Origin of the sequence: Enterobacter cloacae complex sp. 2022EL-00981 (genome assembly GCF_028737495.1) — a bacterium.
GTDB classification, from domain to species: Bacteria; Pseudomonadota; Gammaproteobacteria; order Enterobacterales; family Enterobacteriaceae; genus Enterobacter; species Enterobacter cloacae.
Window position 1 is genome coordinate 276,895 of the sequence record NZ_JAQZRK010000003.1, and the last position, 14,224, is coordinate 291,118.

Here is a 14,224-nt window from a genome sequence, read left to right on the forward strand (position 1 = left end):
TTATATGTCACTCAGTCGGCGTCAGTTTATTCAGGCTTCAGGGATCGCCCTTTGTGCGGGTGCGATGCCGCTGACAGCCAGCGCCGCCGGGCAGCAACAGCCGCTGCCCATTCCGCCGTTGATTGAATCCCGTCGCGGGCAGCCGCTATTCCTGACGCTACAGCGAAGCCACTGGTCGTTTACCCAGGGAACCCGCGCGCCGGTCTGGGGCATTAACGGGCGCTACCTTGGGCCGACCATCCGCGTGTGGAATGGCGATGACGTAAAGCTCATCTACAGCAACCGCACGCCTGAAAATGTGGCGATGACCATCAGCGGGTTGCAGGTTCCCGGCCCGTTGATTGGCGGGGCCGCGCGCATGATGTCGCCTAACGCCGACTGGGCTCCCGTACTGCCAATCCGTCAGAGCGCGGCGACGCTGTGGTATCACGCTAATACCCCTAACCGCACTGCCCAGCAGGTTTATAACGGCCTGGCCGGGATGTGGCTGATAGAAGACGAAGTCAGTAAATCTCTGCCCATTCCAAACCACTACGGCGTGGATGATTTCCCGGTCATTATCCAGGACAAGCGTCTGGATAACTTTGGCACACCGGAATACAGCGAGCCGGGTAGCGGTGGCTTTGTTGGCGACACGCTGCTGGTCAACGGCGCGCAAAGTCCGTATGTCGAAGTCTCGCGCGGCTGGGTTCGCCTGCGTCTGCTGAACGCCTCTAACTCGCGCCGCTATCTGTTGCAGATGAGCGATGGCCGCCCGCTGCATGTGATCTCTGGCGACCAGGGCTTTTTACCGGCGCCGGTGTCCGTTAAACAGCTGGCGCTTGCCCCGGGTGAACGCCGTGAAATCCTCGTGGATATGACCAACGGCGATGAAGTCTCGGTGACCTGCGGCGAAGCGGCGAGCATTGTGGATCGCATTCGTGGCTTCTTTGAGCCGTCGAGCATTCTGGTCTCCACGCTGGTGCTGACCCTGCGCCCAACCGGCCTGCTGCCGCTGGTGACCGACAGCCTGCCCATGCGCCTGCTGCCGCAGGAGATCATGAGCGGTTCGCCGGTACGCAGCCGTGATATCAGCCTCGGCGACGACCCGGGCATCAACGGCGCGCTGTGGGACGTTAACCGTATCGACATTACCGCCCAGCAGGGCACCTGGGAGCGCTGGACCGTTCGCTCCGACATGCCGCAGTCGTTCCATATTGAAGGTGTGTCATTCCTGATCCGCAACGTGAACGGCGCGATGCCGTTCCCGGAAGACAGGGGCTGGAAAGACACCGTCTGGGTGGATGGTCAGGTTGAACTGCTTGTCTACTACGGCCAGCCTTCCTGGCCGCACTTCCCGTTCCTGTTCCACAGCCAGACGCTGGAGATGATGGACAGGGGCTCCGTAGGGCAAATGCTGGTTAACCCGGCGCCGTAAGCACATCATTCCCGGTGCGCCGGGAATGCGTTATGCCCGCCAGAAAAAGCGCGAGCACAGGATCAACACCGGATAAATTTCCAGACGTCCTAAGATCATCGCCGCGCACATCAACAGCTTGGCTTCTTCCTTTAACGTCCCGAAGGTTGATGCCGTTTCGCCAAAGCCCAGACCCATATTGTTGATACAGGCAGCCACCGTCGCAAATGATGTAAACAGGTCATAGCCCATCAGATTGAGCGCCCAGACGAAAAAGCCTGTGATCATCACGTAGAGAAAGAAGAAGCTCCATACTGAACGCAGGACGCGCTCATTCACCACGCTGTTGCCAACCTTGATGGTCAGCAGCGCCCGCGGATGCGCCAGCTGATTCATCTCCTGAATACTCTGCTTGAACATCATCAGAAAACGCAGGGCCTTAATCCCACCGCAGGTCGAACCCACGCAGCCACCAAAGAAGCTGGCGCTCAGCAGCAGGAATATAGTGTGGGCAGGCCAGTGGGCGTAATCGGCCGTTGAAAGGCCGTTATCGGTCATCATTGAGCTTGCCAGGAAGAAGGCGTGCACCAGGCTGTCGAGAGGGTTATACATTCCCGCGTGCCAGACCTGCCAGGCGGTAATGGCGATAAGCACCGCGGCAGCGGCCAGAAAGAATCTCACCTCCGGGCTGCGGCGAATCGGCTTCAGCGTGCGTCTGACAAGGGCGACATACCAGAGGGTAAAGTTAAACGCCGAAAGCAGCGAAAAGGTGCCGGCGACAAGCTCAATCGCGTGGCTGTCATAAAAACCGATGCTCTCGCTGCGGGTTGAAAAGCCGCCCAGGGATACGGTGGAGAGCCCGTGACAAACGGCATCAAAAAAGGGCATCCCCGCCAGCCAGTACGCCAGCGTGCAGGTTATCCCCAGCGCCAGATAGGTGACCCACAGGGTGCGTGCGGTATCGGCGAGCCGGGGCGTCAGACGCTCCTCTTTAAACGGGCCGGGCATTTCTGACTGGTAAAGCTTCATGCCACCGATGCCCAGCAGCGGCAGGACCGCGACGGCCAGCACGATGACGCCCAGCCCGCCAATGAAATTGAGCTGCGCGCGATAATAGAGGTACGATTTGGGCAGGGCGCTGACGTCGCCGATCACCGTTGCGCCCGTGGTGGTGATCCCGGAAACGCCTTCAAAAAGTGCGTCAGCAAAGGAGAGTTGCAGACCATCGTCCATCCAGAGCGGCATGGCGCTGATTAATGAGAACAGCAGCCAGAACAGGACGATAATCACGAATCCGTCGCGGGTGCGTAGCTGTATACCGGCGTGACGGGTTGCCCGCCAGGCCAGGCCGCCGAGGCTGAAAAAAGTCAAAAAGGTGGTCAAAAAAGCAAAATAGGTTCGCTCTTTATTCAGCAGAGCGATAACCATCGGCGGCAGCATAGACAGGCTGTACAGAAGAACCAGAAACCCGCAGAGATGAAGCACAACCCGCAGCTGGGAGACATGTAACGAATCGTTGAACTTCACAACAGAACTCCGCGCAAGAACCTGTTCCGGGGGAAAATCACCGGAAGTTTGAGTGAATATTATGAGCCAAAATAATCAGGGCGCTGTATTTTAACGACTTCTGTGAATATCTGTCTGCCTCTTGCATCCTTTTCTTCAAATCTGGCGGATGAACAGCGTATAATCCGGCTCCTTTTGTCTATTTTTTCTTCGGAAGCATTATGAGCGCAATTTCCCTGATCCAGCCGGATCGTGACCTTTTCTCGTGGCCCCAGTACTGGGCGGCCTGCTTTGGACCGGCGCCGTTCCTGCCGATGTCCCGGGAAGAGATGGACCAACTGGGCTGGGATAGCTGCGATATCATTCTGGTCACGGGCGATGCCTACGTTGACCACCCGAGCTTCGGTATGGCCATCTGCGGCCGCATGCTTGAAGCGCAGGGCTTCCGCGTGGGGATCATCTCCCAGCCAGACTGGAACAGCAAAGACGACTTTATGCGTCTGGGTAAACCGAACCTGTTCTTCGGCGTGACCGCCGGCAACATGGACTCGATGATCAACCGCTATACCGCCGACCGTAAGCTGCGCCATGACGATGCGTACACACCGGATAACGTGGCGGGCAAACGCCCTGACCGCGCCACGCTGGTCTACACCCAGCGCTGTAAAGAAGCCTGGAAAGATGTGCCGGTGATCCTGGGCGGCATCGAGGCGAGCCTGCGTCGTACCGCGCACTATGATTACTGGTCTGATACCGTGCGCCGCTCGGTGCTGGTGGACTCCAAAGCCGACATGCTGATTTACGGTAACGGCGAGCGTCCACTGGTAGAAGTGGCGCACCGTCTGTCGCAGGGCGAGCCGGTGAGCAGCATCCGCGACGTGCGCAACACCGCCATCATGGTGAAAGAAGCGCTGCCGGGCTGGCGCGGGGTGGATTCCCGCATCATCGATATGCCGGGCAAAATCGATCCTATCCCGCACCCGTATGGCGAAGATCTGCCGTGCGCCGATAACAAACCGGTTGAGCCAAAGAAAGCGGAAGCGAAGGCTATCGTCGTGCAGCCGCCGCGCCCGAAACCGTGGGAAAAGACCTATGTGCTGCTGCCGTCCTACGAGAAGGTGAAAGCCGATAAGGTGCTCTACGCCCACGCGTCCCGTATTCTGCACCATGAAACCAACCCCGGCTGTGCGCGTGCGTTGATGCAGAAGCACGGCGAGCGTTTTATCTGGATCAACCCACCGGCGATCCCGCTCTCCACCGAAGAGATGGACAGCGTCTTTGCGCTGCCGTACAAACGCGTGCCGCACCCGGCGTACGGCAACGCCCGTATCCCGGCGTATGAGATGATCCGCTTCTCGATCAACATCATGCGCGGCTGCTTCGGCGGCTGTTCCTTTACTCTTGTTTTTATGTATTTAGAGTTAAACTCTACTTTTCTATTTTTAGAATTCAAGCTATTCATCGTAATTGAGAGATATCCTTTTAATGTTCAGCAAGCCTGTTAAAAGCACTTTATCTGAACCGCGTTTTGCCTAAATCCTGCTCAATATATACTCTCCCTGAGTTCTGAAATCCTCAAATTCCCCAATCTTAAAGCATTGATACATAGATGATGTCAGATAATGCGCAATCATCTCACCGCCAATATGGATCCGTTCCGGGTGTGGGTATGTCGCCTGTATAGCCCTTTGTTCATTCATCATTACAGGAATTGTCTGCAACAAATCCCCATCCAAGATTTGGCACTCAGGTTTTACTCCTGTTCCGTATTGTAATTGCTCTGATTCGAAATCATGGACTGAGCGATAGGCGAACGAAACGATATTTCCTGTTTCCTCGCAAATTGCGAACTGATAAACACTGGTTGTCACCGTTGAAGAAGAGGGAATTGCATGGTCATGCTTGTATTGTTTCCACAGCCTCCTTAGACAGGCCGATGTATGATAATTGAGATTTTGTATACCTGATACGACCATTCTGGTTGATGCTTCAAGCAACCAGGTGTTAGAAAATCCACCTGCCCCCGTTCCTGCTATGATGGTTCTTAGCTGGGGGATGTAACCTGCTTTGGAAACAAAAGATAACGGCTCCCCATTATCGGTGACGGCAAGGGTATCTGTTACAATCAGTGCTTGTGCTTCGTCTGTATAAAATATCAGTGATGACATATTTTCCTCATCCAGAAAAGACATTACATGAATCACAGAACAGGTCACTACAACCACGTGAAAGGGAGTCAGACCATTTTCCAGAGGTAAATATATTCTTGTGTTTGGACGCGTTGCGGTTCTCTGTAAAAAATATATAGCACAAACAAAAGTCCCCGCAGGGATAAATATAGTTATATGCGCTTTTTCTGCTGGCTTTTACAATTGAAAGTGACAGGTAAACGAAATGTGTTACAGGTTTCTTTTGCTTTTCGTTGGGTTCTGTATATGCGAATTTACCCTGTGTGTTATTTTTGCAATGGACTCAGGCTGTATTCAATCAATTAAGGTTTACTTCTGGCATTAAGATGTATCCGTTGCCTGTTTTTTAAGGGCACGGTTTGTGCCGGGAAATGAAAATCACATCTTAAGTTCTTCACTCAAAGGATTTGTGATGTTTATCACGTATGGTCCGGGTAACGTGTTGAGGTCAATGTATTGCATCGTGATGGTGTCGTTACATCTTTTACTTTCCTCCTGATTTGCATATTCACTCCCGGCAACCTGGTTGTTTGTTTTTTCTTCTTCCGGATTTATAGTGTAGGCATGAGGTGGCGTTTCAGGGCGACAGACTGTGAGGATAATCACTAACATTCATGCGCGTTATGGGCGTGTCAGCAAACTGGATGCAACAGAGCCGAAACTGAAATTTGAACCCGGATTTCTGTATGCTGAAATACCTTATATTAGCGGCATCCAGAATCGAAAACTGAGCCGATATGTACACTTTTATCTTATGGATAAAGCTATCCTGCAGGCCAGGGATTTAAAGCCTTTAGCCCGGGCATTTTTACGCTGGATAAGGTGGCTGGAGGATAACGGACTTGACCCTTTCACCCCGGGAACGTTGAAATACCAAAGCCCTACATATGGCTTCAGGGAGTATCTTCTGGGGGCCGTAAGGCAGGGGCGCATCGCCTCATCCACCGCGGCGGTGTACATCAGCGTTATCCGACGGTTTTACGTATTTCTGGGCAAGTGTGGTGAGCTGGCTGCCAGCTCATTTTTTACGTTGGTCGAAAAAGTCGTTGACGGGCGACGCAAGGTGATAAGTTCGGATCTTGCCATCAGGATAACCAGCACAACAAAAAGGACAATCAACCCACTGAATGATGCAGAGGTTCATATCCTGGATGAGGCACTGAAATCTGAGTCCGGGTTGTTCAGTTTAATGATTGTGCTGATGAAAAATTGTGGGCTACGGCTGGATGAAATGCTGACCCTGCCGTCGTCACTCTTTACTGAAGAGTACCTTGCCAGTGTCCCTGTATCTGAGTTGACCATCAGGGGGCTTCATATTGGTCCGAGATGCGGAGTTCATACGAAGTTTGGGATGACGCGAGAACTCTTCATCACCAGACGATTGTACGAGCAGGTTCTGGATTATCTGGCGGATGAGGAGTATGAAAAGAAGATCCAAAAATGGCGTGCACGACAGGGTGGGGAAGGGCGGCACGAGCCTTTATTTTTAATGGCAAACGGGAAACGGATGTCTGAAAAAGCCTTTTACTCCCGCTGGTACAGTTTTCGCCATCGCCTGGCCCGGTCTGCTCCGGGAAATGTGTTCAGACATAAACCCCATGATTTGCGGGCAACGTTTGCGACCCATTTTTTACGCTCGGCACTGAGTTGCTATCCCGATCAGGCCGCAAATGCGCTGGGTACAGTAAAATACTGGATGGGCCATAAAAGCGAAAATACGACGATGAAATACATCGTCTTTCTTCAGCAAAACCAGATTTCTGATGCAGTCGCCGGGGTCATGGACGCATTGATTGACGGTGCTGCAGGTCGCGATGGAGCCATATATGAGCCGGAGTGAAACGCAGATAACGTGGATGGCCGAAAATGTGCTGTCATGGGAGACGGTCAGCGGACACATCACTCAGCGGGATCTGAACCGATATTATTTACTTGACGTTTATCTTCAGGCTCATTTTTCAGATTATGTGTTGCTCCCCGGATGGTTTAGTGAACATTCGCATCTTGCCCGCCCTGAAAAACGCGATTTTATTGCCTCTCTGAAACGATTTCTTCTGTCTTACCGTCCCGCCGGAAGGTTAACCATTTTCCGTTATCTCAATATGTTTTTTATATGGCAGTCAGTCAATCAGTATGACTATGGCACGGCTGAAGGCGTTGAAATGTATATTAAACATCTCATGAACGATATTCGTCGGCGAAAAATTTCAGTCAGGATGGCAAGACACTACTTGTCCGTGGTCAACCGGTTTTTGCTTACGGGCGGGCAGATTCAGAGGCGGTATGAATATGAATTCTTACCGAAAGGAACGTATCAGCAGCAGGGAAGGGATAGCTATACCAGGAATGAACTTTCCGAGATCCTGAGGCAGTTGTCATCCATGAATGAGTTCCTTGCGGGATGTATCCGGGAGCATATCGCTAAATCGGAAAAAGGGGTGCGGCATTTCTCACCGTCTTTGCTGGCACCTGTTTATGAAGCGTATTTCCGGTATCCGGGAGAGAACGGGGTCAGCAGGGCAGAGATCATCATCAGGGACGTTCTGGAAAATTACTTTCTTACTTCTTTTTTTCTGTTCTGTTACCACACATGGGGAAACACCTCTCAGGTTCTGGGTCTGACGCGGGATGATATACATCTGGATGAAAAGGGTATCAGCACTGATTATGTTTATAAGGGGAGAGCGAATAAGTATATACGTCTGACGATAGGTAAATCGGAGTATGTGACCAAACGTGCGGGCTATTACTGGTTTCTGTCTTTTATCAGGCTCAGGGACGACATCGTTAACTATCTGGTTTCCGCAGATAACTTCCCTCCGGTACAGGCGCTGTTTCTGAGTGAGCCGCAGGTGAAATTCCGTAAGCTTTATTCTCTTAATCCCAGTCATCTGACTAAATTTTCTAACTCTGAGGGGGCGTGGGCCACGATGCGGCAGCTTAATCCCTCGCTTCCATCAATTACCGTTTCTGGCTTGCGCAAAACGTCTGAGCAGTATACGGACAGAACATTAAAGAATGGTCTGATTACGGCGGAAAAAGCACAGCATAACTGGGGCACTTACAGGCGGAATTATGCTGCAGGTAACCCACAGGGGGCGAAGGAAAACTTCAGTGCTGCACTTGATACGCTTATGAATCAGGGGATTGCGACACGTGCGTTATCCGAGCGGGTAAAAGTTGCTGATGAGCTGGGGATCGATCTGCGTGGAAGCGATGAGGGTGTGGATCTTTTATTGAATGGCCTGGGATGTCGATCGCAGGAGCCGCCTACAGATATTGAATTGCGCTTTATAAAAAAGCAAAAACGATTTGGCCGGACACCAAAGGCTTGTGCGGATTTTTCTCATTGTGTCGAATGTTCAAAAAGTTGCGTTGTGGAAACGCTGGAGTCTGTATGGCTCCTGCTGTCATTCAGGCATGCTATCGAGTATGGAAAACCGTTGTACATCGGTTCGGTCAATGCTGTGGAGCGTTATGAAACGTTACTCCTGAAGATTGATTTACGGCTTGGGCTGGTAGATGAGGCGACCCTGAAAAAAGCGCGCGTTAAACTTCAGCGAGAAGGTGTGGCTCCGGTATGGCAGATTTGAAGAAAAAAGAGGTAAGCCGTAGTCGAATGGCGGAGTTTCCTGCCGGAACGCCGCTTCGTTCAGGGGATGAGTTTCCGACTGAGGATATCATCTGTGAGGCACTAGAAAACAAAAGCTTTGAACGTCTGAATAACTGCCTGGTTATCGCCAGCTCAGATGAACATGATATGCGTTTTATCAATGAGGAGACGCTGAATATTTATTTCAGGGATGATGTCTGGACCAATCGCTATGTCAGAACCCATATTGGTGAAACGTTAAGAACCGTTAATTTTTCAGGCATACGGGATCCTGAACTGCGTCTTGAAGCCAAAATCATCTCAGCCAGCCTGCTCTGGATTGTCGGCAGGACCGCGAAGACGCAGTCACTGATCCGGAAATGTGCAAACATTGTGGCGGGAGCCCGTATTATTGAGTCTATGGGGTATCGCAGTCTGTTTCAGCTTCGTTTTCCGCTTGTCCGGAATGCTTTCATTGTAAAGATGAAGGAGGAGGATGAGCACGGCAGGAAGCGTTCTGAAAGAACATTACGTAATTACTTTATGGACCTGGCGGATATCTCGCTGACAGGTCATACCCGTCTTCGAAAATACGGTTACTTTCCTGATATTAGCTTCGACAGTTACAACAGTGTGGATGATTCAAACCAGACATATTGTATGCCTTTCAGTCTTATGATGTCTGTCTGGGAAGGGCTGATTACTGAACTGGATGCTGAAATCAGTGATTTCGATTTTGACGGGTTTTCCCGGCTGTGCGCTATCATAAACGGTTTTTATGATTCGCCTTACTATACGTCGATGCTGGAAGCCCGTAAAAGAGGGACAGCAAAAAGCATACCGGATTACCGGGCCGCGTATTACTACAATATTGTTGCCGGGGAAATTCGGGCGCTTTTCGCGACACTTGGCCCCGGGATGCAGGGCTGGTTCTCGGTACATAAAAATAAGCGCTGGAGATCTGATTTTATTGGCGTTGATCACATAAAGCTGAACACCTGGCATTTTGAGCTGACGTTAAAAGTCATGAATGTGATACAGGCCATGTCGGGGATGAGACACAGCGAAGTGCTTGGCGTGATGCACGGTTCACTGATTTATGATGGTGATATCCTGGGACTTCGTTCGGTGTTGCATAAGTTCGCCCCGGAAGGTGGAAGTCACGAAGACTGGGTTGTTTGTCGCTATGTGGAAAAGCCTTTTCAGCATTTACGCAGAATTAATCAAATCATGACAGGCCTGGACGGGAAGACGCTGGACAATGTTCCATTGTCTTTAAATATCAGGTCGTGGTTCTCGGAGCAAAAACTCTCTTTTATGGGGACGCAGCGCCAGACTGAGTGGGCAAAGAAATTTGTGAAAAGACACCATCTGTTCATCCGACGTGACCATATTGATGAGTTCAGGCTTTTAAATCCAAACATACGTGATGATGAACGCGTTGCGATGGAGATTCGGGAGGGGGCTTTCTGGCCATTGCGAACCCATCAGTTTCGCCGTTCACTTGCTGTACACCTCAGGCGTCTTGATCTGATTTCTACTAATGATCTTATCCGGCAGTTTAAGCACTTAATCAGAGGCATGACGGAGTGGTATATGTCCGGTGCACTCAACGCTTCGCATTTTAGCCGGGCGATCCCTCAGGCATTCGCTGCCGAGATTGAAAGGGTTGATACCGAACTCTCAGCTTCCAGGGCTGTTTCTTATCAGCATGAAGGCCTGCTTTATGGCGAAGGCGGGAAGTTACTGATGTCCCAGAGAGGTGGGCACTTACATCAGATGACGTTTCCTACACTGAAAAAAGCGATGAGCATGGCTAAACGAGGCGGGCAAAAACTGGTATCTCTTGGAAACGGTTTTTATTGCATGAATGGCCATGACTGCGAGTTTAAGGCGGTTGTTCAGTCAGCGTCCTGCAATCCGGGATGTGAGAACATGCTGGCCGGAGCTGATTCTGTTCCCGTGTGGAAACGCAGGATGGCTCATTATGACAACCTTCTGGAGATTGCCGTGCGAAATAATGCTCCTCAGGCTGACAGGGATTTTCTGATGCTTGAGAGAGATTTTTATGCAGATGCTGTCCGCTTTTTTGAAAAGGATGAATAGAGCATGACGAACGAACAGTCGGGGGTTAAAAAAACACAGGCAAGAGCAGAGCAGGCCCTGAGGGAACTGATGTTATCAGGGGAGCGTATCAGCCAGTATGCTGTGGAAAAACGAGCGGGGCTGGCAAACGGCACCCTGAATTATAACTGTCCTGAGTACAGGCAGGTCAGGGAGGCTATCCGCAGTCTGAAAAAAACGTGCCAGGGCACCGCGCCGGTTGATGAGCAGGGCATTGAGCAGCAGATCAAGCTGAAAGAAAAGTATCGCCGTCAGAGAAATGAGCTGAGGGAAGAAATCAAAAAGATGATGGCTGAAAATGTAGAGCTGTTACATAACCTTATACTTTTACAGCAGTATGTCAGGGAGCTTGAACGCAACACCGGGAGGGAGAAAGGGGACGTCATTCCGTTCTCGGGTGGTGTCAGGGACTGAGGCTATACTGAACGGAAGGACGCGAGGTGAATCGCCACGCGTTTAACAGACACCTCAGAGTCATTTATGGACTGACCCCGCCCCGGTAGACGATCCTGCCCTATAGTTTGAGCATAGGAGGAGCGTATGGGCACACCACGATTTACACCTGAATTTAAGGAAGAAGCCGTCCGTCAGATAACAGAACGCGGTTATTCCGTTGCCGAAGTATCCGACCGTCTGGGCGTTTCTGCACACAGCCTCTACAAGTGGCTACGGGCTATCAAACCTGATAACAGCGAACAGCATGCCCGGGATTTACTGGAAGCCAAAAGCGAGATCCTGAAACTCCGGGCGCAGCTAAAACGCACCGAAGAAGAACGGGATATCCTGAAAAAGGCCGCGCGGTACTTTGCAAGGGAGCCCGACTGAAGTACCGCTTTATCAATGAACACCGCACTGTATGGGGTGTGATGACGATGTGTCGGGTACTGAATGTCGCCCGGGCCGGGTTCTATGCGTGGCTGCACAACCCGGTCTCGGCGCGTGATAAAGATAACCAGCGTCTGCTGATGCTTATCCGCGACTCATATTCACTGAGCGGAGGCGTATACGGTTACCGGCGGGTTCATGGCGACCTGAACGAAATCGGGGAAACCTGCGGCAAAAACCGGGTGGGTCGTATTATGCAACAAAACCGGATCAAAGCCGTACGCGGCTATAAAGCGCCGCGTCGTATCGCCGGCCGGCCTTCAGTGGTTGCCCCTAATCGCGTGCAACGGCAGTTTACTGTTGTCCGGGCCAATCAGGTCTGGGTCACAGATATTACTTATATCCGCACCTGGCAGGGCTGGCTGTATCTGGCGGTGGTTATCGATCTCTTCGCCCGTAATGTGGTCGGCTGGTCGATGAAGCCCACTCTCTCACGCGAACTGGCACTCGACGCGCTGATGATGGCCGTCTGGCGGCGAAAACCGGACGGCGAGGTCATCGTGCACTCAGACCAGGGCAGCCAGTACGGCAGTGACGACTGGCAGCGCTTCTGCCGGGCTAATAACCTGGCCCCGAGCATGAGCAGGCGTGGCAACTGCTGGGATAATGCGGTGGCCGAATCGTTCTTCAGTTCGCTGAAAAAAGAGCGGATCAGAAAACGCATCTATAAAACCCGGGATCTGGCCCGGGCCGATATCTTCGATTACATTGAAGTGTTCTACAACCGGGCCCGGCGCCACAGTCACCTCGGCGGCCTCAGTCCGGAGGCCTTCGAACAGGCCTCATCGTGAGGACAGAATTTGTCTACGGGCGTGGGGTCAGTCCACTAGGGTTACCTAATTCACCTATGTCTACTTCTGGCACAATGCAGAAATGAGATAGATTTACTTTATCCGCTTCTCGCTCAAAGCTGTCCGTAATCCCCTGCCTGCTTAAAAAAACCGGATTAACGTGTGATGTTTTTACGTTTTCCAGGCAGCCTTCATCGGTAAGTACCTGTCTTACAGACTTCAATGCACTTAGTTAAGAAACATCCTAATCGTCCTTTCGCCGATCGCGAGATCTGTTATGGCAGCTAAACTCGATTGATACCCCAATCCGCCGGGCAGCATTTCCTTTCCGCACGCAAGAAGGAGAAGATCATGAAAGCAGTAATTTACAACGGTCCTTATGATGTAAAAGTAAAAGACGTACCGGATGCGAAAATTGTCCGCCCCACGGATGTACTCGTCCGCATCACCACCACCAACATTTGTGGGTCGGACTTGCACATGTATGAGGGCCGGACCAGCTTTGAACAGGGACGGATTCTGGGTCACGAAAACCTGGGTGAAGTGGTCGAAATTGGCTCAGGCGTTGAACGTATTAAGGTGGGCGACTATGTTTGTCTGCCGTTTAACGTGGGATGTGGTTTTTGCGAAAACTGTGAAAAAGGTCTGACCGGCTTTTGTCTCACTACCAATCCGGGTTCGGCAGGCGCAGCTTATGGTTTTGCTGAAATGGGTCCCTGGGAGGGGGGGCAGGCGGAACTGCTTCGGGTGCCATTTGCCGACTTTAACTGCCTTGTTCTTCCCCCTGATGCGGCAGAAAAAGAAGATGATTATGTGATGCTCTCTGACATTTTTCCTACCGGCTGGCATGCAACAGAACTTGCCGGATTGAAGCCTGGTGAAAGCGTGGCCATTTATGGCGCGGGGCCGGTCGGTTTGATGGCAGCTCATTCGGCGATCATTAAAGGTGCTTCACAGGTGTTTGTGGTTGATACGCACACAGACCGGTTGGCTCTGGCTGAAAAAATGGGGGCGACGGGCATCAATGCTACTGGCGATGAAGCTGTACAAAAAATTCTCGACCTGACGGATGGACGCGGTACGGATTGTGGCTGCGAATGTGTTGGCTATCAGTGCTGTAACAAACATGGCCATGAAGATAACTCTGTCACCATGAACAGTCTTGTTGCGTCGACGAAAGCAACCGGGGGAATTGGTGTGGTTGGCGTCTTTATTCCTCAGGATCCGGGGGCTGAATCGGAGCTTGCCAGAGAGGGTAAGATGCCATTTGATTTTGGGAGTTTCTGGTTTAAAGGACAGGCAATCCGTACCGGCCAGGCGAACGTTAAGGCCTATAACCGTCAGCTGTCTCGCCTCATCCATCACGATAAAGCCAGTCCGGGCAAAATAATTTCTCATCGTCTTTCGCTTGAAGAGGCTCCTGCCGGATATAAGCACTTCGATGAGCGGGATGAAGGATGGACGAAGGTTATCCTTAAGCCTTAAATAGAGTTATCCGGTATGAGAAAGCAAAAACCGGGAAAGAATGTATGACTTTTGACAGGGTGCAATAAAATATCCTGTCAGGGCGTTATTATTCATACTTTCAGCTGCCAGGTGATGCTGCCAACTTACTGATTTAGTGTATGATGGTGTTTTTGAGGTGCTCCAGTGGCTTCTGTTTCTATCAGCTGTCCCTCCTGTTCAGCTACTGACGGGGTGGTGCGTAACGGCAAAAGCACCGCCGGACATCAGCGCTATC

The 14,224-nt window shown here is 51.5% G+C and carries 10 protein-coding genes and 1 pseudogene; 9 read left to right on the top strand and 2 right to left on the bottom strand.

Features of this window, described 5'->3' with window-relative positions; all coding sequences use genetic code 11:
- The first annotated feature begins 4 nt into the window (after positions 1-4).
- The gene (gene ftsP, locus PUZ33_RS04925; RefSeq protein WP_013098721.1) at positions 5-1,417 is read left to right on the top strand and encodes a cell division protein FtsP; all 1,413 of its coding nucleotides are present in this window, start codon (positions 5-7) and stop codon (positions 1,415-1,417) included.
- Positions 1,418-1,447: 30 nt separating this feature from the next.
- Here ftsP and PUZ33_RS04930 read toward each other — a convergent pair whose 3' ends face one another.
- Positions 1,448-2,923 (bottom strand): TrkH family potassium uptake protein, encoded by a 1,476-nt coding sequence (locus tag PUZ33_RS04930; RefSeq protein ID WP_013098720.1) that lies wholly within the window; start codon positions 2,921-2,923, stop codon positions 1,448-1,450.
- A gap of 200 nt (positions 2,924-3,123) precedes the next feature.
- Here PUZ33_RS04930 and PUZ33_RS04935 point away from each other — a divergent pair.
- Positions 3,124-4,299, top strand: a pseudogene (locus tag PUZ33_RS04935) (YgiQ family radical SAM protein); the annotation flags it as partial.
- Positions 4,300-4,434: 135 nt separating this feature from the next.
- Here the strand turns inward: PUZ33_RS04935 and PUZ33_RS04940 are convergent.
- A complete protein-coding gene (locus PUZ33_RS04940; RefSeq protein ID WP_012477419.1) occupies positions 4,435-5,070 on the bottom strand; it encodes a hypothetical protein in 636 nt (211 codons plus the stop codon).
- 613 nt (positions 5,071-5,683) lie between these two features.
- Here PUZ33_RS04940 and PUZ33_RS04945 point away from each other — a divergent pair.
- The 7 genes from PUZ33_RS04945 to PUZ33_RS04975 form a co-directional block, all read left to right on the top strand.
- Positions 5,684-6,931 (top strand): tyrosine-type recombinase/integrase, encoded by a 1,248-nt coding sequence (locus tag PUZ33_RS04945; RefSeq protein WP_007897923.1) that lies wholly within the window; start codon positions 5,684-5,686, stop codon positions 6,929-6,931.
- Positions 6,918-8,684 (top strand): hypothetical protein, encoded by a 1,767-nt coding sequence (locus PUZ33_RS04950; protein WP_007897920.1) that lies wholly within the window; start codon positions 6,918-6,920, stop codon positions 8,682-8,684. The genes PUZ33_RS04945 and PUZ33_RS04950 overlap by 14 nt, the downstream gene beginning before the upstream one ends.
- On the top strand, positions 8,672-10,789 hold the full coding sequence (locus PUZ33_RS04955) for a hypothetical protein (protein WP_017384059.1): 2,118 nt from the start codon (positions 8,672-8,674) through the stop codon (positions 10,787-10,789). Before PUZ33_RS04950 ends, PUZ33_RS04955 begins: the two co-directional genes overlap by 13 nt.
- Before the next feature lie 3 nt (positions 10,790-10,792).
- Positions 10,793-11,221, top strand: a complete 429-nt coding sequence (locus tag PUZ33_RS04960; RefSeq protein ID WP_017384060.1) for a hypothetical protein — start codon at positions 10,793-10,795, stop codon at positions 11,219-11,221.
- 126 nt (positions 11,222-11,347) lie between these two features.
- Positions 11,348-12,483, top strand: a protein-coding gene (locus PUZ33_RS04965) for an IS3 family transposase (protein WP_201405648.1) whose coding sequence is annotated in 2 segments (ribosomal slippage) — positions 11,348-11,594 and positions 11,594-12,483 — 1,137 coding nt in all. Because the reading frame shifts where the segments join, the coding sequence is not laid out codon by codon here.
- 351 nt (positions 12,484-12,834) lie between these two features.
- Positions 12,835-13,968 carry a glutathione-independent formaldehyde dehydrogenase gene (locus tag PUZ33_RS04970; protein WP_017384068.1) on the top strand — a complete coding sequence of 378 codons (1,134 nt, stop codon included), beginning with the start codon at positions 12,835-12,837 and terminating at the stop codon, positions 13,966-13,968.
- A 165-nt stretch (positions 13,969-14,133) separates the two neighbouring features.
- The coding region (locus PUZ33_RS04975; RefSeq protein WP_304481747.1) for an IS1 family transposase at positions 14,134-14,224 on the top strand (91 nt) is incomplete at its 3' end.

Excerpts from the sequence above, each read along its gene's own strand:
- PUZ33_RS04960 (WP_017384060.1), top strand. The coding sequence starts at position 10,793 with ATGACGAACGAACAGTCGGGGGTTAAAAAAACACAGGCAAGAGCAGAG.
- PUZ33_RS04940 (WP_012477419.1), bottom strand. The coding sequence starts at position 5,070 with ATGTCATCACTGATATTTTATACAGACGAAGCACAAGCACTGATTGTA.
- PUZ33_RS04970 (WP_017384068.1), top strand. The coding sequence starts at position 12,835 with ATGAAAGCAGTAATTTACAACGGTCCTTATGATGTAAAAGTAAAAGAC.
- PUZ33_RS04955 (WP_017384059.1), top strand. The coding sequence starts at position 8,672 with ATGGCAGATTTGAAGAAAAAAGAGGTAAGCCGTAGTCGAATGGCGGAG.
- ftsP (WP_013098721.1), top strand. The coding sequence starts at position 5 with ATGTCACTCAGTCGGCGTCAGTTTATTCAGGCTTCAGGGATCGCCCTT.
- PUZ33_RS04950 (WP_007897920.1), top strand. The coding sequence starts at position 6,918 with ATGAGCCGGAGTGAAACGCAGATAACGTGGATGGCCGAAAATGTGCTG.